Raw genomic sequence first — 24,758 nt, 5'->3', positions numbered from 1 at the left:
GCTATTCCTCGTGCGGCGGCTTAGCCCCCTGCGGGCGCGGCCCGCGTAGCGGCGGCTCCGGCAACCGGCCTTGCAGGCTGATCGCCGTACCCTGGCGGATCACCTCCAGGCTCAGGCTGGCCTGCGGCGCCAGGCTGAACAGCTGATCCAGCAGATCCACCGGACTATGTACCGGCTGGCCATTGATGCGCTGGATCACGTCGCCGCTCTTGAGCTGAGGCGCGCCTTCGATGACCGGCGGCGCTTTCACCACCAGCACGCCTTCGCGGGTCTTGAAATAGCCGGCGAGATCCTCGTCGAGCCGCGCCAGCTGAAAGCCGGGGCCACCCAGCGGGCCGGCCATCAGGCGTCCGATGCCGCCGCCCGGCGGCGGCGGAAACATCGGCCCCAGGCCGTCGACGGGCAGCCGCGGCAGCAGCAGGTCGCCACGCGGCCCGAAGCGCTCGATGTCGAAGTCCAGGGCCGCCGGAACTTCCTGGCGCTGCGCCACCACCGACAGGTTCTTGTGCTTGCCGCCGCGCTCGACTTGCAGGCTCACGGTCGCACCCGGCTCCAGCTCCCGCAGCGTCTGGCGCAGGGTCAGGCCTGGCCCCGGGCGCGCATCCTCCGGCAACTCCAGCGACTTGCCGTTGGCGCTCAGGATCAGGTCGCCACTCTGCACGCCCGCCTTCTCGGCACCGGAGCCCGGCGTGACCGCGGTGACCACGACGCCGCGCTGCCGGCCTTTCTCCAGCGGGCCGGGGGCGATGCTGACGCCGAGCGCGGCGCGGCGCGGGTCCACCAGCAGACCCATGGCCTGCGAGAACGGCGTGTCTTCGCCGAGCTGGCCCTGGACGCGCGCCAGCTCGCGCGCCGACTTCACCAGCTGTTCGCGCGCGGCGCGCAGGTTCTGCTCGGCTTGCTGCAGCTGCGCGCGCAGCTCGGGCGTAGGGCTGGCCTCGGTCTCGGGCGGCTTGGCCACCGCCGGCAGGCTCAGGCCCAGGGCCAATAGCAGGCCGGGGAGCAAACGGAGATTTTTCATGGCTTACAGCTCCAGGACTGCGCCGTCGTCAGCGGCATCGCTGGCGAACTCGGCGGTGGTGGATTGCACCAGCGTCGACGCCTCGTGCGCCGATACCAGCTGATTGAGCAGGCCGACCCGGCGCTGCCAGAGCGCCTCGGCGGCGCGACGGTCGGCCACCGGCTCGAAGGCGAGATCGCTGAGCTGCACATCGAGCAGGGCGACATCGCGTTGCAGTGTCGCGGCGGTGCTGGCCTGGGCGCCGTTCCAGACTCCGGTCTCGGACTTGAGCGCCGAGAGCCGCTGCTCCAGCGCCTGCGACTGCTGCATCAGGCCGGCGACAGTATCCGGGCCGCCGACCTGGGGCGCCGGCCTCGCAGGGTCCGGCAGCGGTCGCAGGCCCACGACCGCCAGCAGCACCGAGGCCGCCAGCGCCAGGCCGCCGGCCCACTGGCGGCGACGGCGGCGCTGGCGCTGACGCGCGTCCAGGCTCTCGGCCAGCCGCGACCAGCCGTCGGCCGGCGGCGGCAGCTCGGGCAGTTCACGCAGGGATCGGGACAGGTCGTTCATCTCAACACTCGGCGGCAACGGTCAGGGCGGCAGGTGGCAGGGAAGACGGGAGCGGCTCGGCGACCGAGCGCGCCGGCGGCGGCTCGTTCTTCACCCCGAGCAGCTCGCGCAGTTTCTGATGGGCGCGTGCCAATTGCGACTTCGAGAAGCTCTCGGACTTGTTGTTCATGGCGGCGATCTCGGCATGGGTATAGCCCTCGACGTGATACAGCCAGAGCACCGCGCGCGGCAGCGGCGGCAGCGCCGTCAGCGCCCGTTCGAGGTCCAGCTGGTGCACGTCGAAGCTGGGCACCAGATCGACTTCGGCCTCCGGCGCGAACAGCTCCAGAAAGCGCCGCTGGCCGCGCAGATGCATCAGCGCCCGGCTCGCCGCCACCGCCCGCAACCAGTAGCCGAACGGCGACTCGCCGCGGAACTGGTGGATGCGCGCGAAGGCATCGAGAAAGCTGTCCTGCAGGAGATCGGCGGCGGTGTCGGCGCAGTCCACCATGCGCCGCAGCAGCGTATAGACCGCGGTCTGGTAACGGCGGTAGATCAGGCCCTGGGCGGCGCGTTCCCCGGCCCGGGCGCGGGCCAGCAGCTCGGCTTCGAGCGGCTGGGCGAAGCCGGTGGCGGGTTTGGAATCCTTGTCCATGTTCATCAGATGCGGGGCGTGGGAAAAAGGTCGCGCCCCTTGTAAGTCGGCCTGCCGCCTATCCGGCCGACATTTACCGGCCCTTTATATTTGGCCTGCCATCACCACCGTTTTCGGTCCATGCTTCACCGCCACCGCAGGCAGACCCCATGACTCTCGATCTCGACCGCGTCAACGCCGAACTCGGCAACAACAGCGAGGCTCTGCTGGACTGGGCGCTGGGCCTGGGCAAGCGGGTGGTCACCACCAGCAACTTCGCGCCCTATGCGGCGGTGCTGCTGCACATGGTCAGTCAGCGCCGGCCGGAGACGCAGGTGCTGTGGATCGACGCCGGCTATGCCACGCCGGCCACCTACCGGGTCGCCGACGAGATCGTCGAGCGCCTGAAGCTCAACCTGGTGGTCTACCAGCCGCGCCGCTCACGCGCGCACCGCGAGGCGGTGGAAGGCGCGCCGCCGGGCCTGGACGAACCCGAGCGGCTGGCGCGCTTCACCGAGGAGGTGAAGCTGGAACCTTTCGAGCGCGCGGTGCGCGAGTTGCGGCCCGAGGTCTGGCTCACCGCGCTGCGCGCCGAGAGCACCGCCGAGCGCGCCGCGATGCAGCCGGTCTCCTGGAGCCGCAACGGCCTGCTCAAAGTGACGCCGCTGCTGCACTGGAGCAGCAAGCAGATGTACGAGTACCTGCAGCAACATCGGCTGCCGAACAACTTCGACTACTACGATCCGACCAAGATCGAAGGGCATCGGGAGTGCGGGCTGCATACCGCGGTCTAGGGTTTCAGGTGACCTTGCCGCGCGCCTGGAATTGCTCCTGGCGCCAGGCGCCGCTGGCCATCAGCTGCACCAGCTGCTCCACCGCATCCCAGACATCGACATGGCGCAGGTAGAGCGGCGCAAAGCCGAAACGCAGGATGTCCGGGGCGCGGAAGTCGCCGACCACGCCGCCGGCGATCAGCGCCTGGCAGATCGGCCAGGCCTGCGCGTGCCGCCAACAGACCTGGCTGCCACGGCGCGCCGCCTCGCGCGGGCTGGCGAGCGCAAAGCCCTGCCCGGCCAGGCGTGATTCGACAAGGCCGATGCACAACTCGGCCAGCGCCACCGACTTGGCGCGCAGCTCGGCCAGATCGACGCCCTCGAATTGTTCGATGCCCACCTCCAGCGCACTCAGGCCGAGGATGGGCGGAGTACCGCAGAGCGCCCTTGCGATGCCGGACGCCGGCTGGTAGTCGGGCTCGAAGGCGAACGGCCGGGCGTGACCGAACCAGCCGCTCAGTGGGCTCGCGACCTGCCCCTGCCAACGATGGGCGAGGTACAGGAAGGCCGGGGCTCCGGGGCCGCCGTTGAGGTACTTGTAACCGCAGCCCACCGCGAAGTCGGCGCCGTCGGCATCCAGCGCCAGCGGCAGCGCGCCCGCCGAGTGCGCGAGATCCCAGAGCGTGAGCGCACCCGCGGCATGGGCGGCGGCGCTGAGCGCGCGCATCTCGTGCAGGGCGCCACTGCGGTAGCTGACGTGCGAGAGCATCAGCACCGCCGTGTCCTCGTCGAGCGCCGCCGCGTAGTCGGCGGCGCTGGCACCGGCCGGCAGCAGGCGCAGCGTATGGCGCCCGCCCAGCTGCGCGATCAGGCCCTGGGCGATGTAGAGGTCGGTGGGAAAATTGTCAGCCTCGCTGACGATCACCCGGCGCTCCGGGCGCAGGCTCAGGGCCATGGCCAGCAGCTTGTAGAGATTCACCGAGGTGGAATCGGCGACCGCCACCTGCCCCGGCGCGGCACCCAACAAGGGCGCCAGACGCTCGCCGAGGCGCAATGGCGCATCGACCCAGCCCGCGCCCGCGGTCGAGCCGGGCGAGGGACTGTTCCAGCTCTTGATCAGGCCCTCGCCCCATTCCTGCTCGATCACCCGTGCCAGGCGTGCCGGTGTCGCCGCCGGCAGCACGCCCAGGGAATTGCCGTCGAGGTAGATGAGGCCGGGCGGCAGGCGAAAGCGCGCGCGCATTGCCGCCAGTGGATCGGCGGCGTCGAGGGCGAGGCAGGCCTCGCGGGTGGCGGGAATGCTCATGGCCGGCAGGCTAGCATCGCCGCGCCAGAACATGGACGCCGGCCGCCGGGCTGCCGATACTGGCGCCACTCCGCACCGCGCAATCCGCAATCCGCAATCCACCCATGCTCCGGCTCAGCCTCCTGCTCATCCTGTTCGCGCTGGGCCCGAGTGCGCATGCCGATGCCGAGCCGCCCGAGTACGGCGGCATGCTGGCCGCCCACAACAGCCTGCGCAGCCAGCTGGGCCTGCCACCGCTGCGCTGGTCCACCGCCAATGCCGACAGCGCCCAGGCCTGGGCCAGCGAGCTGGCGGCGCAGGGCTGCGCGCTGCGCTACAGCAGCGACCCGGCGCGGCGCGAGACCACCGGCGAGAACCTGCTCAAGGCCTGGTCCACAACCGCCTACGACGGCTTCAAGCGCAGCCCGGCGGCAGTGGTCGAGCGCTGGTCTTCGGAAGGCCTGTACTACCGCCACGCCGAGCAGCGCTGCCAGGCGCCGCAGGGGCGCCAGTGCGGGCAGTACCTGCAGATGATCTGGGAGACCACCACCGAGCTGGGCTGTGGTCGTGCCCGCTGCGCCGATGGCGAGGTCTGGGTCTGCCACTACACCCCGCGCGGCAATCAGGAGGGCTTGAAGCCCTACGGCAATCCGCCGCCGGAGCCGATGGCGCCACCCGAGGTGCTCGGCTGCGCCATCGATGACGCCATGACCGTGCAGCAGGCGACGCCGGTACTGTCCTCGCCGCACCTGATCCCGGTGCCGCCGCCTCAGTAGTGCGGCGGCACTTCCTCGGCGAGGCTGAGCTTTTCCTGGCTGCCATCGCCTAGGCGATCCAGGCGCTCCTTGAGCTGCCGGCACAGGGATTCCAGCCGGTCGATCTGTTCGGTCTGCCGGATCAGCACCTCGTTGAGGATGCGCAGGCTGTCTTCCTGCTCGGCCAGCTTGATTTCGAGGGTGATGAAGCGGTCTTCGGACATGCGTGGCGGCCCTGTGGAATACCGGATCGTAACGAAAGTTGCGCGCCCAACCTGACTTGCGCGCCAGGTTGGTGCATTGTTTGCGTTAATTTTCCATCAATCACCCGTCTCGGACTCCCCTTCCATGCGTTTTCTCCGACTGCCGCCCACCGCCTGGGCAGCCGCCTGCAGCCTGCTGTTGGTCACCGCCGCCCTGCACACCCAGCCAGGGGCTGAGACCCGGCAGCAGCGCCTGAGCACCCAGCGCAGCGCCGAAACCCCGGCGCAGCTGATGCAGGCCAAGGACGTCCGCCACCGCAAGGCCGGCGTGGTGCCGGAGGGCGCGATCCGTTCGGCGCTGGCGCAGAAGGCGCTGATCGCCGGCAAAGCCGACATCCCTGGTTCCGCCGGCGTCTGGAGCGAACACGGCAAGGGCAATCTCGATGACGGCTCGGGCGCCTTCCAGGCGGCGCGGGTCGACAACTTCGCTTACGACGCCGCAGCCAAGCGGCTGTTCCTGGCCGGCGGCACCGCCGGCGTCTGGATGTCCAGCGCCGTCGATGGCGACATCACCACCATCGGCGATACCTGGGTCTCGGTGAGCGAGACCCTGCCCACCCAGATCGTCGGCGGCGTCGGTTGGAGTTCGTCGGAGGGCGGCACCCTGATCGCCGCCAGCGGCGAGGCGGTGATGGGCTCCAGCGGCTACCTGGGCCTGGGCGCCTACTGGAGCGGCGATCTCGGCGCCACCTGGCACCAGGCCAGCGGCTTCCCGGACGCGGCGCTGGTATTCCGCGTCGCGGTGGACGAGGCCAATCCCCAGTACGTCTACATCGCCAGCAGCAAGGGCCTGTTCCGCTCCACCGACACCGGTCGCAGCTACACCAATGTCGCCCTGCCGACCTCCGAGGACTGCGCCGGCGTCGAGGACATTTCCAGCAAGTGCTTCTACGCCAACTACGTCACCGACGTGATCGTGAAGGTGCCCGGCGGCCTTACCGAAGAAACCTGCGACCCCAAGGGCTGCCCGGTGCTGGCCGGCGTCGGCTTCCGTACCGGCTCCACAGCGACTTTCCAGGACGGCACGCCGCAAGCCCCCGGCAACGGTCTGTACCGCTCGGCCACCGGTGAGGCCGGCAGCTTCACCAAGCTCGATGTTTCCGCCGCCAGCCCGCTGCTGCCGGTGGGCTTCGCGCCGCAGGAGCGCATCGGCCGTATCGAGCTGACCAGCGCCCACGGCCCGGATCAGGACCACAACTACGTCTACGCCATCGTCCAGGACGCCATCCTGTTCAATGGCGGCATCACCGGCATCGAGCAGCTCGACGCCCTGCTGGGGCCCTTGCTGATCCTCGGCTTTCCCTCGGTGTTCAACGGCCTGTACGTGTCCTCCAACTTCGGCGACAGCTGGGTACGGATGGCCGACACCACCGAGATCATCGCGCCGATCACCGGCTCCGAGATCGCCCTGATCGGCGTGGTCGCCGGCAGCGGCGCCGGCATCCAGACCTGGTACAACGCCTGGGTCGCGGTGGACCCGACCCGCGCCGACCTGCTGCTGGGCGCGCCCACCCGCCTGGGCTTCGGCCTGGAAGAGGTCTGGCAGAACCGCATCCCCGGCGTGCCGCTCAACGGCCTGAGCCAGATCGGCCCCTCCGACTTCGAGGTGATCGGCACCTACTTCAATCTGGCTGGGCTGTTTCCCTCCACCACCCACCCGGACCAGCACGCCGGCATCTACCTCGCCACCGACGACGGCGGCGTCTGCCTGTTCGCCGGCAACGACGGCGGCGTCTACAAGCAGTGCGTGGCCGCCAACGCGCAGATGAACAACAGCGGCTGGGGACAGGGCTCCAACAGCGGCATGTACAGCCTGCTGCCCTATGGCATCGGCGTCGCCAAGGACGAAACCGTGTGGTTCGGCCTGCAGGACAACGGCTCCGGCCTGATCGACCCCAAGCGCGAATTCAAGATGTTCCAGGCTCTGGGCGGTGACGGCTTCTACGCCGAAGTCGACCCCGATAATTCTGATGTCGCTTACTTCGAGACCCAGAACGGCGGCCTCACCCGCACCACCGACCGTGGCGCCAGCACCACCGACATCGCGCCCACCTATACCCGGGTGATGTTCGACAACTGGTTCCGCATGGACCCGCTGGACGCGCAGCACATGGTCACCGGCGCGCAGGAGATCTACGAGACCAAGAGCGCCTCGACCGTCACCGGCAGCAGCTGGGTGGAGGTGTTCAACTTCGGCACCAATCCCGACACCGGCGCGATCATCACCACCACCACCATGGAGGTGCTGGGCACCGCGGTGTACGTCGGCGGCTGCGGCGACTGTGGCGCTTCCGGCAACGACACCGGCTTCCAGAATTTTCTCGCCACCAACGTGAAGGACGGCGAGGAGCGGGTACCGGAAACCTCGGCCGGTTGGCATCTGGCCAAGCGCGAGGGGCTGCCCAACCGCTACATCACCAGTATCGCCATCGACCCGGCCAACCCGAAGACGATCTACGTCGCGCTCGGCGGTTATCTGTCCAACCTGCGTCCACCGGGTCACTACAACGACCCCAATACCAACTTCGGTGGCGGCGCGCTGTACAAGTCGGTCGACGCAGGCGAGACCTTCGTGGCCGCCTCCGGAGATCTGCCGGAGGCCCAGGCCTCCAGCGTGGTGTTGCGCGGCAACCAGTTGATCGTCGCCACCGACGTCGGCGTGTTCATCTCCAGCGACCTCAGCGGCAGCAGTTGGACCGGGCTGGGCACCGGCCTGCCGGCGGTGCCGGTCAACATGCTGCGGATGAAGCCCAAGGCCACTCCTGCCGAGGAAGACAAGCTGTTTGCGGCCACCTTCGGCCGCCATGTCTGGAGCTATCGCTTCGCCGACCCGGCGGGCGGTTCCAGCAGCGGTGGTTCCAGCTCGGGTGGCTCGACCAGTTCCGGTTCGAGTTCCAGCTCCAGCTCCGGCGGCACCAGCAGCGGCGGTTCTACCAGCTCCGGCTCCAGTTCCGGCGGCTCCAGCTCGGGCAGCGGCTCGGGTTCCGGCGGCAGCTCAGGCAACGAAGGCAGCTTCGGCGGCAGCCTGGGCGGCGGTCTACTCGGCCTACTGATGCTGGCGGCGCTGGCTGGCCGTCGGCGCCTGGCTGGCGTCCGCTGAGATCGCATATGTCCCTACCCAAGACACCACTGCTGGCTGCCTCGCTGGCCATCATCGCCACCCTGGCGGTCAGCGGCGCCGATCCACGCCCCGAGCAATGCCCGCAAGGCACGCAGCCGATCCACAGCCTCCGGGCGCAGCAGGGCGGTCGCTACTGCAGCAAGCTGGTGCCGCGCGAACTGGAGGCGAGGGCGCCGAGCGCGCACCCGCTGTTGCGCGGTGCCGCGCCGGACCCGGCTGTCTTTCGCGGTGCCCTGCACGACAAGGCGAGCCTGGAACCGCTCAAGACCCTGGTGCCCAAGGCCAATGGCGACTGGCAGCCCTACGCCCAGGGCGGCCTGATCTCCGGGCGCTCTATCTACAGCGCGCGCGTCGACAACTTCGCCTACGACGAGGAAGGCAAGCGCCTGTTCGCGGCGGTGGGCACCGGCGGCCTCTGGATGAGCGAGGCGACCGATGGCGACATCCGCACACTGGGCGACCACTGGGTCTCGGTCGGCGAGAAGCTGCCCAGCCAGATCAACGGCGGGGTGATCTGGACGCCGGCCGGCGGCGGCACCCTGGTGGCGGCCGGCGGCGAGTCGGTGATGGGCAACAACGGCTACATGGGCCTGGGCGCGCACTGGAGCACCGACCTCGGCCAGAGCTGGACCCGCGCCACCGGCTTCCCCGACGGCGTGCAGGTCTACAACGCCCGCCGCGATCCGGGCAATCCGCAGATCCTCTACATCGCCTCCTCAATCGGCCTCTACCGCTCCGAGGACGCCGGCCGCAGCTTCGTCAACGTGCGGCTGCCGACCACGCCGGACTGCGCCGGCAACGAAAGCATCAGCAGCCCCTGCCAGTTCGCCAACGTGGTCACCGACGTGGTGATCAAGGCCCCGGGCGGCAGCACCGGCGAGGTCTGCGACCCCAGCGGCTGCCCGGTGGTGGCGGCGGTGGGCTGGCGCGCCGGGCAGGCGACCTTTCCCGACGGCACGGTGATGGCGCCGGCCAACGGGCTCTACCGCTCCGCGACCGGCGCGCGCGACAGCTTCGTCGCCATCGACGACGAGCCGGTGAACGCGCTGCTGCCGCAGGGCTTCGCGCCGCGCGCGCGTACCGGCCGCATCGAGATGGGCACCGCCAGCGGCCCGGAGCAGGATCACAACTACCTCTACGCCATCGTCCAGGACTCGGTGAATTTCAATGAGGGCTACGCGCTGCTCGACCCTATCCTCGACGACCTGCTGACCCTGCCGCTCACGACCGCCGTGCACGGCATCTTCGTCTCCGCCGACTTCGGCGAGAGCTGGTTCCGCATGGCCAATGACGACGAGCTGATCGCCACGCTGGGCTCGCTGTCCTTCCTGCCCGGCGTGCAGACCTGGTACAACGAGTGGATCGCGGTGGACCCTACGCGCCAGCTCGGCGGCATTCCCACCCGCATGACCTTCGGCATGGAGGAGGTGTTCCAGAACAGCCTCACCCAGGTGCCGCTCAACGGCATCCTGCAGGCCGGCCTGCTCGACTTCACGGTGATCGGCCGCTACTTCGAGCTGGGCCTGCCCGGCGAGTCCACCACCACCCATCCCGATCAGCACGTCGGCCTCTATCTGCCGGATGGCGAGGGCGGGGTCTGCCTGTTCGCCGGTGGTGACGGCGGCGTGTTCAAGCAATGCGTGGCCGCCAACGAGGAGATGGACAACACCAAGTGGGGCGCCGGCGCCAACGAGGGCTTCTACGCGCTGCTGCCCTATGGTCTGGCGGTGGCCAAGGACGGCACCGTCTGGCAGGGCCATCAGGACAATGGCTCCGGCCACATCGAGCCGGATACCCGTGAGCAGTTCCAGGACTTCGGCGCCGACGGCTTCTTCGCCGAAGTGGACCCCGACAACAGCGATGTCAGCTACACCGAGTCGCAGAACGGCGGCCTGCGCCGGACCACCGACCGTGGCGCCAGTTCGACCAGCATCGCCCCCAGCTACACCCGGGTGAACTTCGCCAACTGGTTCGTGATGGACCCGCTGGACGCCCAGCACATGCTCACCGGCGCGCAGGAGATCTACGCCACGCTGAACGCCGAGACGGTGACCAGCAGCTCCTGGGTGGAGGTGTTCAACCTCGGCACCAATCCCGATACCGGCGCGATCCGCACCACCACCACCATGCACGTCCACGGCCCGTACGCCTATGTCGGCTACTGCGGCGACTGCGGCGTGACGGTCAACGACACTGGCTTCGCCAATGGCATCGCCACCAACGTCGGCGGCACCGAGGCGCCGGAGAAGGGCAGCGCCAAGGGCTGGCACTTCGCCAAGGCGCAGGGCTTGGACAGCCGCTTCATCGCCGGCATCGAGATGGACGAAACCGATCCTAAGACCATCTACGTGACGCTCGCCGGCTATGCCTCCAATATCCGGCCGGCCGGCAGTTACAAGGATCCCAACGCCGCGAAGATCGGCAGTGGTGCGGTGTTCAAGTCCACCGACGCGGGCGAGAGCTTCACCGACATCTCCGGCAACCTGCCGCGCGCGCAGACCAATACCGTGGTGCTGCATCGCGACGCCAGCGGGCGTGGCCAGTTGATCGTCGGCACCGACATCGGCCCGTTCATTTCCACCGACACCGAGGGCAGCAACTGGGCGCCGCTGGGCAACCAGTTGCCCAATGTGCCGGTGGTGATGCTGCGGATGAAGCCCAAGGCCAGCGACGAGGAACCCGACACCCTGTTCGCCGCCACGCATGGTCGCGGCATCTGGAGCTACGAGCTGCCCAAGCTGATCGTCGATCCGCCGCCCTCCGGTGGTGGTGGCTCGGGCGACGGCGGCGACCAGGGCCGCTACGGTGGCAGCCTGGGCGGCCTGAGCCTGCTCGGCCTGCTGGGCTTGCTGGCCCTGCGCCGCAGCCGTCGAGTGCACTGAACCGACCTGTCTTTCGAACGGTCAGGATCAAGCCCGGGCAGAACCCGGGCTTTTTTCTTGCTAGCCAAACCGAATGAACCGCTCTCCCCTGCCCCGCCTCGCCCTCCTGCTCGTCGCCTTCGCCGCCCCCCTGCACGCGGCACCGATACCGATCCGGTTGCAGGTCGATGTCAGCGATACCCAGCGCCGGTTGTTCCGGGTGGAGGAAACCATCCCGGTGCAGGCAGGGCCTCTGTCCCTGCTCTATCCGGAATGGCTGCCCGGCAATCACGCGCCGCGCGGCCCCATCGAGGCCTTGGCCGGCCTGCGCATCGAAGGCGGTGGCCAGGCCATTCCCTGGACCCGCGATCCGCTGGACATGTACCGCTTCCGCCTACAGGTGCCGGAAGGTGTAGTCGAGCTGAAGGTCCGGTTCGATTACGCAACGCCGATGGTGCGCGAGCAGGGCCGCATCGTCGCCACGCCGGAGATGATCGGCCTGCAATGGAACACGGTGCTGCTGTATCCCGAGGGCGCGGCCCGCGCGCTGCCAGTGGAACCGAGCATCCGCCTGCCAACCGGCTGGCAGCAGGCCAGCGCGCTGCAGGCGCTGGACCGCGAGGGCGACCTCGTCCGCTTCGCCGGCGTGGATCTGGAGACCCTGATCGACTCGCCGCTGTTCGCGGGCCGCCACTTCCGACAGTTCACCCTGGACGCCGGCGCGCAGCCGGTGCGCCTGAACGTACTGGCCGACGCGCCCTACCAGCTCGACGCCAAGCCCGAGCAGCTCGCCGCCCATGCGCGCCTGGTGCGCGAGGCCGATGCGCTGTTTCGTTCGCGGCATTTCGAGCGCTACGACTTTCTGTTCGCGCTCAGCGACGCCTTCAGCGGCATCGGCTTGGAGCATCACCGCTCCAGCGAAAACGCGCTGGCGCCCAATTACTTCAGCGACTGGGACAAGGCCGCGGCCGGCCGCTCGCTGCTGCCGCACGAGTACGTGCACTCCTGGAATGGCAAGTTCCGCCGCCCCGCCGACCAGGCGGTCGTCAACCACAACACGCCACTGCAGAACAGCCTGCTCTGGGTCTACGAGGGGCAGACCACCTACTGGGGCAATGTGCTGGCGGCGCGCTCCGGGCTGTGGAGCGCTGACTTCGCCCGCGAAGCGCTGGCGCAGATCGTCGCCACCCAGGCGCTGGCGCGGCCCGGGCGGCTCTGGCGGCCGCTAATCGACACCACCAACCAGCCGATCCTGACCCCGCGCCGACCGCTGTCCTGGCTGGGCTGGCAGCGCACCGAGGACTACTACACCGAGGGCGCGCTGATCTGGCTGGATGTCGACACCCGCCTGCGCGAGCTGAGCCGCGAAAAGAAATCGCTGGACGATTTCGCCGCCAGCTTCTTCGGCGTCGAAGATGGCCGCGTCGAAGCCCTGCCCTATACCTTCGACGACGTGGTGGCGGCGCTGAACCGGGTTGCCCCCTACGACTGGGCCAGCTTCCTGAAGGAAAAGCTCCAGCGCACCGGCGAGGACGCGCCGCTGGACGGGCTGGCCCGCAGCGGCTGGAAGCTGAGCTTCGGTCCGGAGCCCACCGCCTTCGTGAAGAGCAACGAAGACCGCAACAAGAACAAGGATTTCAGTTGGTCTCTGGGTGTCGTGGTGGGCAAGGACGGCGCGCTGGAGGACGTGCTCTGGGGCTCGCCCGCCTTCGCCGCCGGACTCTCCAAGGGCGACACCCTGCTGGCGGTGAACGGCCGCGGCTACAGCGCCGACTTCCTCAGGCAGGCGCTGATCGACGCGCAGAAGAACGCCCAGCCGATCGAGCTGATCGTCAAGAACCTCGACCGCTGGCGCACGCTGCGCATCGACTACCGCGACGGCCCGCGCTATCCGCGCCTGGAGCGCCTCCCCGGCACGCCGGACCGGCTGTCCGCCATCCTCAAGCCGCGCGCGCCGAACTAGCTGCCTCGACGGCGCGCACATGCTCCAGCAGCAGGCCTGAGAGCTTGGGCAGCAGTGCCGGCGGAATGTCGTGGCCCATGCCCGGGATCAGATGCAGGCGCGCGCCCGGGATGTGCCGCGCCAGATCGTGCGCGGCCGCCACCGGCACCAGCGGATCGGCTTCGCCGTGGATGATCTGCACCGGCATGCTCAGGCGGCGCAGCAGCGGCCGGCGCTGGCGGGCGGCGAGGATGGCCGCGGTCTGCCGGGCAATGCCGCGCGGATAATAGGCGCGGTCCAGCTGGCGCTCGACCAGGGTGCGCAGCTCGGCCTCCTCTAGCGGGTACGCCGGGCTGCCGATCAGTCGCCAGGTCTGCATGGAATGGCGAACCAGGGCCTCGCGGTCACGGCCCTCGGGCCGGCGAATCATCCGCAGTTGCAGGGCGAGGCTGGGCCCCGGCAGGGCCGGATGCCCGCTATTGGTCATCCACAGGGTGAGACTGCGCACGCGCTGCGGATGCCGGGCGGCGAGGATCTGCGCGATCATCCCGCCCATCGACAGGCCGGCGACATGCGCTTCGGCAATGCCCAGGGCGTCGAGCAGACCGAGGGCGTCGTCGGCGAGATCTTCCAGGCTGTAGGGGGAGCGCACCGGCAGGCGCAGACGCGCGGCGATGCCGGCGCGCAGCAGCTTGGGCCGGCCGGCCGCTTCCATCCGGGTGCTCAGGCCGACGTCGCGATTGTCGTAGCGGATCACCCGAAAGCCGCCCTGCACCAGGCGCTCACAGAGCGCGTCCGGCCACATCGTCAGCTGACCGCCCAGGCCCATGATCAGCAGGATCACCGGCGCGTCGTCACGCCCCAGGCTTTCGTATTCGATTTCGATTCCATTGGCGGTGATGCGGGGCATGGCGGGGCTCGGATTGCGGATTGCGGATTGCGGATTGCGGATTGCGGATTGCGGATTGCGGATTGCGGATTGCGGATTGCGGATTGCGGCAATCCTCGCACAGCGCCAACGAAACCGACCGGCCGCTGGCTACACTGGTGCATGTCCGCGCCGCCCACCAAGAAACACCTGCTGCTGGTCTGGCACAGCCAGTCTGGACGCACCGCGGCGCTGGCCGATGCGGCCGAGGCCGGGGCGTCCGAATTCGCCGACGAGGTGGAGCTGCGCCGTTGCCGGGCACTGGAGGCGAATCTCGACGATCTGCTCTGGGCGCAAGGTCTGCTGATCGGCACGCCGGAGAACTTCGGCTATCTATCCGGCGCGGTGAAGGACTTCCTCGACCGCACCTATTACCCCGCGCAGGGCAGGGTCGATGGTCTGCCCTGGGCGATGTTCGTCAGCGCCGGCAACGATGGCAGCGGCGCGGTGCGGGCGCTGGAGCGCATCGCCCTGGGCTACAACTGGCGGCGCGTCGCCCCGCCGCTGATCGCCCAGGGCGAGGTCGCGGCCCATCACCTGGAGGCGGCGCGCGAACTGGGGCAGACCCTGGCGGCCGGCCTGGCCTATGGCGCCTACTGAAACGCCGGTGCTGGAGATTGCCGGGCTGGCCGTCTACGAACGCGAACTGGACTGGCAGGCGCTGCGCGCCCAGGGCTCCGGCGGCCAGAACCTGCACAAGACCGAGAGCGCGGTGCAGCTGCGCTACGACATCCGCGCCGGCTCGCTGCCCAGCGAGGTGCAGGAGCGGCTCTTGGCGCGCGGCGACCGTCGTATCAGCCGCGAGGGCGTCTTGGTCATCAAAGCGCAAAGACTGCGCAGCCAGGATCGCAACCGCGAGGACGCGCTGGCGCGGCTGGCCGAGCTGATCGCCACCGCCGCCGTCGCGCCCAAGCCCCGCAAGCCGACCCGCCCCAGCCGGGCGGCGAAGCGGCGGCGGCTGGACGAGAAGAGCCGGCGATCGGACCTCAAGGCCGGTCGCGGCAAGGTTCTTGAATAGCCGAACTCAGCTCCCGCAATCCGCAATCCGCAATCCGCAATCCGCAATCCAAAAAGCATGTCTCGCCGCATTACCGTCCGCCGCTCTCCCATCCATGGCTCTGGCGTGTTCGCCGTCCAGGACATCCCCGCCGGCACCACCCTGCTCGAATACCGTGGCCGCCGGCTCAGCCACGAGGAAGGCGACCTGATTTATGGCGACAACCACGAGGGCGGCCATACCTTCCTGTTCACGCTCAACGAGCGCTGGCTGATCGACGCCAATGTCAGCGGCAACGCCGCGCGCTGGATCAACCACAGCTGCGCGCCCAACTGCCAGGCGCTATTGGTGGAAAGCACGCAGCCCGGGTCGGAATTCGACCGGGTCTATATCGAAACCCTGCGCGAGGTGAAGGCCGGCGAGGAGCTGGCCTACGACTATGGGATCGATCTGGGCGTAAAGCCCACCGCCAAACTGCGGAAGATCTGGGCCTGCCGTTGTGGGGCGCCGGAGTGCACCGGCACGCTGATCAAGTCCTGGCCGAAATAGCGCTCGGCACCGAAACCGTGACCCAACGAAAAACCCCGGCGCGAGACCGGGGTTTTCTTACTGCGTCAAACCTTTAGAGCAAGCCTTACAGGGGCTTGATCTGGGTGGCCTGCATGCCCTTGGGGCCGCGCTGCGCGGTGTACTCAACGCGCTGGCCTTCCTTGAGGGTCTTGAAGCCGGTGCCCTGGATTTCCTTGAAGTGGGCGAAGAGGTCTTCACCGCCGCCTTCCGGGGTGATAAAGCCAAAGCCCTTGGTGTCATTGAACCACTTGACGATGCCGGTAGTCGTGGACATTGAAACGTTCCTTTTGAACTGATGTTTTTGAAAATGCGGCGAGTAACCGCGGTTTTGTCAGCCATCCAGAAACGTTACCGTGACGCTACTTCATCTACGCCGGAAGACGTCGATGAAACTCCCGGAAATCTTTTTTTGAATATGCTGCGGTGGCGATTCTACACCCAAGTAGAAATTGCAGCGCAAGCCCCAAATTGGCCCCGCCAACCGGGCCGCAGAACCCAGGCTGGGGCCCGGTGTCAGAGCCTACTCGCACCCGACCGGCGGGCTCGCTGCGCCAGTCGCGCGCCGCCTGCACCTTGCCCGCCGCCCCGGGCGTATCCTTCGCCACCTTTCACCGCCTGTTTCCCGCCATGAGCGACCGCCTTCACCCCAGCACTGTCACCCGTTACGACTGGATCGCCTGGGGCTTGGCGGTACTGACCCTGGTCTTCGTGCTGAAGGCGCATCTGCTGCCGGCCCTCTTGGCCGGGCTGATGGTCTACTCGCTGGTGCAGCTGCTGACGCCCAGACTGGCGATCACCAGCCTGGGCGGCGAAGGCCGGCGCTGGCTGGCGGTGCTGATGGTCGCCAGCGCGGTGATCGCCAGCATTGCGGCCCTGGGCTTTGCCATCGCCTCGTTCTTCCGCGCCAGCGACGAGAGCATCCCGGCCTTGTTCCAGCGCATGGCGGAGATCATCGACCAGTCGCGTGACCGCTTTCCGGACTGGTTGTTGGCCAATCTCCCCGACAACGCCGAAGACCTGCGGCGCTCGGCAACCGACTGGCTGCGAGTGCACGCGCAGTCCTTGCAAACCGCCAGCACCGGATTTCTGCGCGGGCTGGCGCATGTGATCATCGGTATGGTGATCGGCGCCATGCTGGCGCTGCAGGCCGCCATCGGCCCACGCGAGCCAGCGCCGCTGACCGCCATCTTCGTCCGCCACGGCCGCCGCGTCGCCGACTCCTTCCGCCGCGTGGTGTTTGCCCAGGTCTGGATCTCGGCGATCAACACCCTGCTCACCTGGGTCTACCTGGTCATTCTGCTGCCGACGCTGGACATCAATCTGCCGCTGACCAAGACACTGCTGGCACTGACCTTCGTGGTCGGCCTGCTGCCGATCATCGGCAATCTGATCTCCAATACCGCGATCTTCGTGGTGAGCATGAGCCAGTCCCTGGTACTGGCCTTTGCCTCGCTGGCCTATCTGGTGCTGATTCACAAGCTGGAGTACTTCCTAAACGCCCGGATCATTGGCGGCCACATCCGCGCCCGCGCCTGGGAGCTGCTGCTGGCGATGCTGGCGATGGAGGCGGCCTTTGGCATTTCCGGCCTCGTCATCGCGCCCATGGCCTACTCCTATTTCAAGGACGAGCTGCGCGACAAGGGCTTGGTCTGAATACCGTTCGCGCAACCGTTCGTCGGATACTTTTTAACCAGGCACCACAACCCATTGTGTCTGCCCCGGAGTTGATCCACGATCCCTAGCGCTGGAGGTCGTAGTCTCCGCGTGGTGCGGAAACCGCCCCCCACGTACTGAAAGGTAAGGAGGAATCAACATGGCCGCTGCTAAGAAACCCGCCGCCAAGAAGACCGCTGCGAAGAAGACCGCGAAGAAGAAGTAGGCGCTGTCCTTTACCTTGGGGCATGGCGCGCTTCCCGCGCCATGCCCTTTTTCATGCCCGGCACCCCAAGCTTCAGGCGGGGAAGAACGCCGCCACCGCCGCACGCTGGCTGGCCGCCTCGCCCAGCGTGCAGACCTCGCGCCAGAAACGCTCGCCCTCCGGCCGCGCCTCGCAATACCACTGGATGTGCTTGCGGGCGACGCGCAGTCCGCGCGCTTCGCCATAGAGCGCATAGAGTTCGTCCAGATGCTGCAGCAGCACCGTGCGCACTTCCGCATCGGACGGCGGCGGCGGGCTCGCGCCGGTCCGTAGATAGGTGCTGATCTCACGGAAGATCCAGGGGTTGCCCTGCGCCGCGCGACCGATGTAGAGGCCGTCGGCACCGGTCAGGCGCAGTACCTCGGCCGCTTTCTCCGGACTATCGACGTCCCCGTTGGCGAACACCGGGATGCGCACCGCCTGCTTCACTTCGGCGATGGTCTGGTACTCCGCCGCGCCGAGGTAATAGTCCTCGCGGGTGCGCCCATGCAGCGCCAGGCTGGCGATGCCGGAGGCCTCGGCAATGCGGGCGATGTTCAGGGCGTTGCGGCTCTGGCGCGAAAACCCGGTGCGGAACTTGAGCGTGACCGGCACCGAGACCGCCGCCACCACCGCCTCCAGGATGCGCGCCACCAGCGCCTCGTCGCGCAGCAGCGCCGAGCCGGAAAGCGCGCCGCAGACCTTCTTGGCCGGACAACCCATATTGATGTCGATGATCTCCGCGCCCTGCTCGACGTTCCAGCGCGCCGCCTCGGCCAGCAGCTGCGGATCGGCGCCCGCCAGTTGCACCGCAATCGGCCCGGGCTCGCCGGCATGGTCGCGGCGGGTGCGGCTCTTCTCGGTATCGCGCAGGCGCGGGTCGGCATGCGCCATCTCGCTCACCGCCAGGCCGGCTCCAAGCCGCCGGCACAGCACCCGGAACGGCCGGTCGGTGACGCCGGCCATCGGCGAGAGCACCAACGGCGGGTCGATGCAGTGCGGACCAATCTGGATCGCGGGCAGGTTCAAGTGGGTGACCAAGACGGGGCGGCAGGCAGGCGGGGCGCGAGTTTAGGCCGGCGGCGCCGCTCTTTTAAGGAGTAGAAAGCCAATTCAGCCGCCAGCCTGGGCTGGCGGATCGATTCGGCCGTCCGGCATGGCCCGCCACGACCGGCCAACAGCGCAGTTCGTCGGCCGGAGGGGCATCAAGCTTCATTTGCTGCTTGGCCGTGCCGATAGGGAGTGGTAGGTTTGACTAACGATTCATAGAAATCTCCCCATGATCAAGACCGCCCTCGTAGTGGACGACTCCAAGTCGGCCCGCTTCGCCCTCCGGAAGTTTCTGGAAGGCTTCAATTACAAGGTGAACACCGCAGACGGCGCGGCGGATGCCTACCGCCAGCTGGCCGGCCCCTTGCCGGACGTGGTGTTTCTCGATCACATCATGCCGGGCGTCGATGGCTTCGAGGCCCTGAAGGTCATCCGCGCCGATCCGCTCACCGCCAAGCTGCCGGTGGTGATCTGCTCGTCCAACGAGGGCGAGGACTTCGTCCACCAGGCCAAGCTGCGCGGCGCCACCGACGTGTTGCAGAAGCCGCCCAGCGCGGAGCAGATCGCCGGGGTGCTGGCCAATCTCTCCAACCAGGAAACCGACTTCGCCGCCCTGGCACCGAAGCTGCAACCGGAACCCGCGCCGGTGCGCGAGGCGCCGAGCATGATGGAGCGGCTGATGGCGGCCATCCCCGCCAAGTCCGGCACGGTCAACGCGGTGCCGACGCCGATCACGCCGTCCAAGGTGCAGCCGATCCGCGAACCGGCGGTGGCGATCCAGCAGGCGGTGATGAAATCTCTGCGCGACGCCATGCCGCAGAACAGCGAACCGCGCCCGCAGGCGCTGCCGGAACTGCCGGCGGTACCGACGCTGTCCAGCGAGTCCCCTGCCCTGGCGGCAACTTCCCTGGAGCAGTTGCGCGAGGAGGCGGAAGAACGTTTCGCCCAGTTGCGCCAGGATCTGTTCGCCGAGATGCAGGCCCTGCGCCAGCAGCTGAGCCAGCTGAATGCCGGCAGCAGCGGCAGCGAGGAGCGCCTGCGCAATCTCGCGCAGGAAGCCGCCAAGAGCCGCACCAACGCGCTGGCCCAGACCCTGGAGCAGCACCTGACCTCGCTGCAGGCCAATCTCGACGCCGTTCTGCGCGCGCAGAACGAGCGCCTGGAGCAGGCGCTGCAGCTGGTGCGTCAGACCGCCGCCGAGGAAGCCGAGCGGGTGGTGATGAACGCCGCCCAGCGTATCGCCGACCAGATGACCAGCTCCATGCTCAAGACCATGGGCCAGCAGCTGTCCTCGCTAGGGCGCGGCTCCTTCTAGAGCCGGCGGGCGCGTCAGTAGCGCTTCAGCGCCGCCCAGAACAGCAGAGCCCAGCCGGCCAGGAACAGCAGGCCGCCGATCGGCGTGATCGCGCCCAGCCAGCGCTGCCCGGACAGGGCCAGCGTGTACAGGCTGCCGCTGAAGATCAGCACGCCCAGCGCAAAGCAGATGCCGGCATTGGTCAGCGCGATGGACGGCCGCTGGCTGGCGAGCAGGCCCACCAGCAGCAGCGCCAGCGCGTGATAGAACTGGTACTCCACCGCGGTCTTCCACACCGCCAGAAGATCCGGCGTCAGCCGCTCGCGCAGGCCGTGCGCCCCGAACGCCCCCAGGGCGACGCCGAGAAAACCGTAGATCGCCCCACCCAGCAGGGCCAGTTGCGCAAAGCTCATGTCCGTTCCACCACGTCGAAACTGATGCCGGCCTTCTGTAGCCGCACCAGCAAAGCATCGCCCATCGCCGTGACGGGCGTCAGTTGGCCGGCGCGGGCCGGCAGATTGTCGTAGGCCAGCGCCAGGGTCGATTCGGCCAGCATCTTGGCGGTTTCGCCGTAACCGGGATCGCCACCCTTCACATCCACCACCACCCGCTGCCCACCGGCCTCGCCGACGAAGCGCACCCGGAACCAGCCCTGCTCACGCTGCCTTGGGCTAGGCCCCTCGCCGGAGGTCTGGCGAGCGAGCAGGAAGTCGCGGCTGAGCCGGAACTGCGCGCCGGCGAACAAGGCGCCGACTCCGGCCACTAGGGCCAGCGCCTGCGGCAGCTTGCTCACCTGCAGATAGTGCCCGTAGCGGAACGCCGGCCCGTAGCGATCCAGCGCCACCGCGCTGCGCTTGACGATCTGCGGGTCGATGGTCGGCATCGGCAACAGCCAGCTCGCCAGCGTCCGGTCGTAGCGCGGCCGCGTGCGACTGCCGCCGATCTTGCGCAGCAGCGGCCGGGTCTCACGCATCCGGCGCTCGCGGTTGATCTTGAGATAGCCACGGGCGCGGGCGAAGGCATTGATCAGCGAGTGATAGGTGCCGGCGGAAAAGCGGCCGCCGAAGCGCACATAGCCTTCGATCTTCACCGGCACGCCCTCGGGCAGTTGCAGCAGCGTGTAATAGGCGCCGAGATCGTGAGGGATGGAGTCGAAACCGCAGCAATGCACCAGCTTGGCGCCGCTGCGTTCGGCGACCGCCTGGTACTTCAGCCACATGGCGTCGACGAATTCCGGTTCGCCGGTGAGATCGCAGTAATGGGTACCAGCGTCGGCGCAGGCGCGTACCAGCGGCTCGCCATGCAGCGCATAGGGGCCAACCGTGCTCACCACCACCTTGCTCTGCGCCGCCACCCGGGCGAGGCCGGCGGAATCGCGGGCATCCACCACCAGCAACTCCAGCGCCGCACAGGCCGGATTGATGCGGGCGAGGCCGGCGCGCACCGCGTCCAGCTTGTCGCGGTTGCGGCCGGCCAGCGCCCAACGGGCGCCGCGCGGCGCATGGCGCGCCAGGTATTCGGCGGTCAGGCCGCCGGTGTAGCCGGTGGCGCCGAACAGGACAAAGTCATAGCTGCGTTCGCTCATGGGCAAGGACAGTCCACGCCAAGGCGCGGTGGCTCATTTTTGAGTGTCGGGAAAAGGGCGCCGCGTTCAGCGCGCCGCATCATAGGCGGCGCGAACCTGCTCCACATGCGCGCGGTTGGCGCCAAAGTCGTAATAGCCGAGCCGACTGGACGAACGCACCTCGATACGGCCCGGCGCTCCCGACGGAAACACGAACTCCAGGTCATCGACGTAACGCATGATGCCGGTGGTGTAGCTGGCGTGAATGTAGTCGCCCCGGTTGCTGAGCACCGCGTAGTTGGGCAGGCCAGCCAGGGTCCGCGCCAGACGCTCGCGCGCCGCCACGGCGGAGTCGGCATGGGCGAGCGGCGCAACCTGCTGTTCGCCGTCGGCGAGCGAGGAGACGCAATGCGGCGCCGGCGGACAAGGCGCCAATTGGCCATCGGCGCCGCGCAGCACCGAGGAGCCCAGACCACAGGCACTCAACAGGCCGGCGCTAACGAGGATCGAAACCGCGGTCCAACTGCTCGACATAGGTCACCCACCCGTCCTCAAGAACCACCAGGCGCATCGCCGCCCGCGAGCCGAAGTTGTAAACCCATTCCTCGCGGTACGTCGGCGTCACGTACTGATTGCGGTAAGCATAGGGATCGCGGTTTTGCCGGTAAATCTCCGGGCGGTTGTAGAGTGGCCGCAACACGTTCTCGGAGCGTCGGGTCAGCGGCTCGCCGCAACGGCGCAGCAGGCGGTACTTCGACAAGCCTTCGGTGAGCGCGCGCGGCTCGCAGCGCCGCGGCGCGTCTGCCGCGAAGCCATAGCCATCGGTCTCGACCTCGACGATGCGGCCGTTGCGCAGCTTCACCAGCCGCAGCAGCTGGCTGGGGCCAAGGTCGTAGACCCAGACCTCGGTGTCGGCCACATAACCGCCTTGCGGCAGCTGATAGCTCCACTGGTCGCGCAGGCTGGGCTCGCCGCAGGCGGCCAGCAGCTCCGCCGCCAGCGCGTTTTCGTCGACCAGCCGCGAGCCGCAGCGCAGCGAACCCGCAGCCGCGGGCGCGGAAGCTAAGATGCCGGCCGTCAGCAGCATCGCCAGCACGCCGAGTCGCAGCCACACCGCCACTTGGAACCGGTTTGTATTCACCGGGTCATTATCGCGCCCCATGGACAGAATTCCCGTGATCCGCCTTCTTTTCGCCGCCCTGCTGACCGCGTTCATCAGCCGGGCTCCTGCCGCCGAGCCCGAGAACCTCCCCCATGTCCGGGCCGAACTGGTCGCCGAAACCACCGCCCTGCTGCGCGGCGGCGACAGCCTGGTGGCTCTCAAACTGGCTCCGGAGCCGGGCTGGCACACCTACTGGCGCAATCCCGGCGACTCCGGACTATCGACCAAGCTCAACTGGACGCTGCCGGCCGGCGTCAACGCCGGCCCGATACAGTGGCCGGCGCCGCACCGCGCGCCACTCGGCGAGCTGACCAATTACGGCTACGACGACGAGACCCTGCATCTGGTCAGCATCGCGGTGCCGGCCAACTGGCCGCTGAGCCGCCCGCTGCCGCTGCGCGTGCTGGCGAAATGGCTGGTCTGCAAGGATGTCTGCATCCCCGGTGAAGCCCAGTTGGCGCTGAACCTGCCGGTGGTCGCCGGCAGCGCCGATCTCGATCCCGCCCAGGCCGCCGCCTTCGAGCGCGCCCGCGCCGCGTTGCCGGAGCCGATGCCGGCCGGCTGGCAGGCGCGCTACCAGGTCGCCGACGGCGCCTTGTCACTGGCGCTGAACGCCACCGGCCTGGGAAAGGCCGAGGTGATCGAGTTCTTCCCCTACGCCAACGATCTGGTCAATCATGCCGCGCCGCAGAAGCTGGCGGTGGATGCGCAGGGCCTGCGCCTGAGCCAGGGGCTGTCCAGCTATTTCCTCGAAGCCCCCGCCCAGGTCGAAGGCGTGCTGGTGCTGGAACAGGGCGGCCAGCGCCGCGCCTACGAACTGAGCGCCAGCGCCGGCACGGTCGCGCCGGTGCTCACCGAGCGCGCTCCACCGGCTGGCGCGGCGGAGGCCACCGGCAACACAGTGGCCAAGACGCCGGGTCTGCTGCCGGCCCTGCTGTTCGCCCTGCTCGGCGGCCTGATCCTCAACCTGATGCCCTGCGTGTTTCCGGTGCTCTCCCTGAAGGCGCTCTCGCTCGCGCAGCACGCCGGCCACGCGCGCGCCAAGCAGCGCGCCAGCGCCCTGGCCTACACCGCTGGCACGGTGCTCAGTTGCGTGCTCGCGGCCGGCGTGCTGCTGGCGCTGCGCGCCGGCGGCGAGGCGCTCGGCTGGGGCTTTCAGTTGCAGTCGCCGACCTTCATCGCCGCGCTGGCCTATCTGATGTTCGCGCTCGGCCTGTCGATGTCCGGCCTGCTGGAGATCGGCACTTCCTGGATGGGCGTCGGCTCCGGCCTGGCCAGCAAGTCCGGCCTGACCGGCAGCTTCTTCACCGGCGTGCTGGCGGTGGTGGTGGCCAGCCCTTGCACCGCGCCGTTCATGGGTTCGGCGCTGGGTTACGCCGTGACCCAGCCGGTGCCGGTGGCGCTGCTGGTGTTCGCGGCGCTGGGCCTCGGCCTGGCCCTGCCCTTCCTGCTGATCGGCTACTTCCCGCGGCTGGCGCGAGCGCTGCCGCGGCCCGGCGCCTGGATGCTCACCTTCAAGCAGGCGATGGCTTTTCCGCTCTACCTCACCGTCGCCTGGCTGCTGTGGGTGCTGACCCGCCAGGCCGGCGCCGATGCCCTGGGCCTGACCGCCTGCGGACTGGTGGCGGTGGCGCTGGCGGTCTGGCTGCTGGGCCGCCCCGGCCGCAAGCTCGCCAGCACCCTGATCGCCGCGCTGGCCCTGCTCGCCGCCGGCTACGTGCTGGCCTCGCCGCTGCTGCGTGTGCAGACGGCGACCGCCAGCCCGGCGTCGGCCAAGGAAGCCTGGAGCCCGGAGCGCGTCGCCGCCCTGCGCGCCGAAGGCCGCACGGTGTTCGTCGATTTCACCGCCGACTGGTGCATTACCTGCAAGGTCAACGAGCGCGGCGCGCTGGCCTCCGAGCGGGTGCTCCAGGCCTTCGCCGAGGCCGGCGTGGTGACCCTGGTGGCGGACTGGACCACCAGCGATCCGCGCATCACCCAGGCCCTGGCCGAGTTCGGCCGCAATGGCGTGCCGCTGTATCTGCTGTATCCAAAGGGCGGCGAACCGCGGGTGCTGCCGCAGATCCTGAGTCCGCAGATCGTGATCGACGCCCTGCAACCCTGAAGCGGCTCC

At 68.6% G+C, this 24,758-nt stretch carries 23 protein-coding genes; 11 read left to right on the top strand and 12 right to left on the bottom strand.

Translation table 11 applies throughout. The features are described from left to right. Position 1: 1 nt before the first annotated feature. From AC3WT6_RS15480 to AC3WT6_RS15470, 3 genes are read right to left on the bottom strand one after another with little or no spacing between them, the layout of a single operon-like run. Positions 2-1,021: a PDZ domain-containing protein gene (locus AC3WT6_RS15480; RefSeq protein WP_492654498.1), complete on the bottom strand. Its 1,020-nt coding sequence runs from the start codon at positions 1,019-1,021 to the stop codon at positions 2-4. A gap of 3 nt (positions 1,022-1,024) precedes the next feature. Then, positions 1,025-1,570 (bottom strand): hypothetical protein, encoded by a 546-nt coding sequence (locus tag AC3WT6_RS15475; RefSeq protein WP_492654497.1) that lies wholly within the window; start codon positions 1,568-1,570, stop codon positions 1,025-1,027. A gap of 1 nt (position 1,571) precedes the next feature. Further along, positions 1,572-2,210, bottom strand: a complete 639-nt coding sequence (locus AC3WT6_RS15470; RefSeq protein ID WP_492654496.1) for an RNA polymerase sigma factor — start codon at positions 2,208-2,210, stop codon at positions 1,572-1,574. Between the two features lie 143 nt (positions 2,211-2,353). Here AC3WT6_RS15470 and AC3WT6_RS15465 point away from each other — a divergent pair, with 143 nt between their 5' ends. After that, positions 2,354-2,977: a phosphoadenosine phosphosulfate reductase domain-containing protein gene (locus AC3WT6_RS15465; RefSeq protein WP_492654495.1), complete on the top strand. Its 624-nt coding sequence runs from the start codon at positions 2,354-2,356 to the stop codon at positions 2,975-2,977. Between the two features lie 4 nt (positions 2,978-2,981). Here the strand turns inward: AC3WT6_RS15465 and kynU are convergent, their stop codons facing one another. After that, the gene (gene kynU, locus AC3WT6_RS15460) at positions 2,982-4,262 is read right to left on the bottom strand and encodes a kynureninase (protein WP_492654494.1); all 1,281 of its coding nucleotides are present in this window, start codon (positions 4,260-4,262) and stop codon (positions 2,982-2,984) included. A 104-nt stretch (positions 4,263-4,366) separates the two neighbouring features. On the opposite strand from kynU, the gene AC3WT6_RS15455 reads away from it, so the two are divergent. Next, positions 4,367-5,017, top strand: a complete 651-nt coding sequence (locus AC3WT6_RS15455) for a CAP domain-containing protein (protein ID WP_492654493.1) — start codon at positions 4,367-4,369, stop codon at positions 5,015-5,017. Here the strand turns inward: AC3WT6_RS15455 and AC3WT6_RS15450 are convergent. Then, positions 5,011-5,220: a SlyX family protein gene (locus tag AC3WT6_RS15450; RefSeq protein WP_492654492.1), complete on the bottom strand. Its 210-nt coding sequence runs from the start codon at positions 5,218-5,220 to the stop codon at positions 5,011-5,013. The genes AC3WT6_RS15455 and AC3WT6_RS15450 overlap by 7 nt on opposite strands. Before the next feature lie 124 nt (positions 5,221-5,344). On the opposite strand from AC3WT6_RS15450, the gene AC3WT6_RS15445 reads away from it, so the two are divergent. The 3 genes from AC3WT6_RS15445 (at position 5,345) to AC3WT6_RS15435 (ending at position 13,204) form a co-directional block, all read left to right on the top strand. Continuing rightward, on the top strand, positions 5,345-8,359 hold the full coding sequence (locus tag AC3WT6_RS15445; protein WP_492654491.1) for a WD40/YVTN/BNR-like repeat-containing protein: 3,015 nt from the start codon (positions 5,345-5,347) through the stop codon (positions 8,357-8,359). Positions 8,360-8,367: 8 nt separating this feature from the next. Beyond that, positions 8,368-11,262 (top strand): hypothetical protein, encoded by a 2,895-nt coding sequence (locus AC3WT6_RS15440; RefSeq protein WP_492654490.1) that lies wholly within the window; start codon positions 8,368-8,370, stop codon positions 11,260-11,262. A gap of 73 nt (positions 11,263-11,335) precedes the next feature. Next, positions 11,336-13,204 carry a M61 family metallopeptidase gene (locus AC3WT6_RS15435; RefSeq protein ID WP_492654489.1) on the top strand — a complete coding sequence of 623 codons (1,869 nt, stop codon included), beginning with the start codon at positions 11,336-11,338 and terminating at the stop codon, positions 13,202-13,204. On the opposite strand, the gene AC3WT6_RS15430 is transcribed toward AC3WT6_RS15435, so the two are convergent. Then, entirely contained in the window at positions 13,182-14,093 is a 912-nt protein-coding gene (locus AC3WT6_RS15430; protein ID WP_492654488.1) for an alpha/beta fold hydrolase, read from the bottom strand. The genes AC3WT6_RS15435 and AC3WT6_RS15430 overlap by 23 nt on opposite strands. 141 nt (positions 14,094-14,234) lie before the next feature. Here AC3WT6_RS15430 and AC3WT6_RS15425 point away from each other — a divergent pair, with 141 nt between their 5' ends. From AC3WT6_RS15425 to AC3WT6_RS15415, 3 genes are read left to right on the top strand one after another with little or no spacing between them, the layout of a single operon-like run. Beyond that, a complete protein-coding gene (locus AC3WT6_RS15425) occupies positions 14,235-14,711 on the top strand; it encodes a flavodoxin family protein (RefSeq protein WP_492654487.1) in 477 nt (158 codons plus the stop codon). Next, the gene (gene arfB / locus AC3WT6_RS15420; RefSeq protein WP_492654486.1) at positions 14,698-15,129 is read left to right on the top strand and encodes an alternative ribosome rescue aminoacyl-tRNA hydrolase ArfB; all 432 of its coding nucleotides are present in this window, start codon (positions 14,698-14,700) and stop codon (positions 15,127-15,129) included. The genes AC3WT6_RS15425 and arfB overlap by 14 nt, the downstream gene beginning before the upstream one ends. A gap of 57 nt (positions 15,130-15,186) precedes the next feature. Further along, entirely contained in the window at positions 15,187-15,657 is a 471-nt protein-coding gene (locus AC3WT6_RS15415; protein ID WP_492654485.1) for an SET domain-containing protein, read from the top strand. Between the two features lie 85 nt (positions 15,658-15,742). On the opposite strand, the gene AC3WT6_RS15410 is transcribed toward AC3WT6_RS15415, so the two are convergent. After that, on the bottom strand, positions 15,743-15,952 hold the full coding sequence (locus AC3WT6_RS15410; protein ID WP_123210844.1) for a cold-shock protein: 210 nt from the start codon (positions 15,950-15,952) through the stop codon (positions 15,743-15,745). Positions 15,953-16,305: 353 nt separating this feature from the next. Between AC3WT6_RS15410 and AC3WT6_RS15405 the strand changes: the two genes are divergently transcribed. Next, on the top strand, positions 16,306-17,331 hold the full coding sequence (locus AC3WT6_RS15405; protein ID WP_492654484.1) for an AI-2E family transporter: 1,026 nt from the start codon (positions 16,306-16,308) through the stop codon (positions 17,329-17,331). 298 nt (positions 17,332-17,629) lie between these two features. On the opposite strand, the gene dusB is transcribed toward AC3WT6_RS15405, so the two are convergent. Beyond that, positions 17,630-18,589 (bottom strand): tRNA dihydrouridine synthase DusB, encoded by a 960-nt coding sequence (dusB, locus tag AC3WT6_RS15400; protein WP_492654508.1) that lies wholly within the window; start codon positions 18,587-18,589, stop codon positions 17,630-17,632. 265 nt (positions 18,590-18,854) lie between these two features. Here dusB and AC3WT6_RS15395 point away from each other — a divergent pair, with 265 nt between their 5' ends. After that, complete coding sequence (locus AC3WT6_RS15395; protein ID WP_492654483.1) at positions 18,855-19,940, top strand: response regulator; 1,086 nt, start codon at positions 18,855-18,857, stop codon at positions 19,938-19,940. Between the two features lie 14 nt (positions 19,941-19,954). On the opposite strand, the gene AC3WT6_RS15390 is transcribed toward AC3WT6_RS15395, so the two are convergent. From AC3WT6_RS15390 to AC3WT6_RS15375, 4 genes are all read right to left on the bottom strand, one after another. After that, positions 19,955-20,332, bottom strand: coding sequence for a DUF423 domain-containing protein (locus tag AC3WT6_RS15390; RefSeq protein WP_492654482.1), 378 nt, complete (start codon positions 20,330-20,332; stop codon positions 19,955-19,957). Continuing rightward, a complete protein-coding gene (locus tag AC3WT6_RS15385; RefSeq protein WP_492654481.1) occupies positions 20,329-21,504 on the bottom strand; it encodes a saccharopine dehydrogenase family protein in 1,176 nt (391 codons plus the stop codon). The genes AC3WT6_RS15390 and AC3WT6_RS15385 overlap by 4 nt, the downstream gene beginning before the upstream one ends. Positions 21,505-21,570: 66 nt before the next feature. Continuing rightward, a complete protein-coding gene (locus tag AC3WT6_RS15380) occupies positions 21,571-22,017 on the bottom strand; it encodes a DUF1499 domain-containing protein (RefSeq protein ID WP_492654480.1) in 447 nt (148 codons plus the stop codon). Further along, positions 21,980-22,624, bottom strand: coding sequence for a DUF2845 domain-containing protein (locus tag AC3WT6_RS15375; RefSeq protein WP_492654479.1), 645 nt, complete (start codon positions 22,622-22,624; stop codon positions 21,980-21,982). The genes AC3WT6_RS15380 and AC3WT6_RS15375 overlap by 38 nt, the downstream gene beginning before the upstream one ends. Before the next feature lie 34 nt (positions 22,625-22,658). Here AC3WT6_RS15375 and AC3WT6_RS15370 point away from each other — a divergent pair, with 34 nt between their 5' ends. After that, positions 22,659-24,749 (top strand): protein-disulfide reductase DsbD family protein, encoded by a 2,091-nt coding sequence (locus AC3WT6_RS15370; RefSeq protein WP_492654478.1) that lies wholly within the window; start codon positions 22,659-22,661, stop codon positions 24,747-24,749. Positions 24,750-24,758: the final 9 nt, after the last annotated feature.

It is taken from the genome of Stagnimonas sp. FW305-C-60, assembly GCF_058782965.1.
This window is presented reverse-complemented; position numbering and strand designations above follow the sequence as displayed.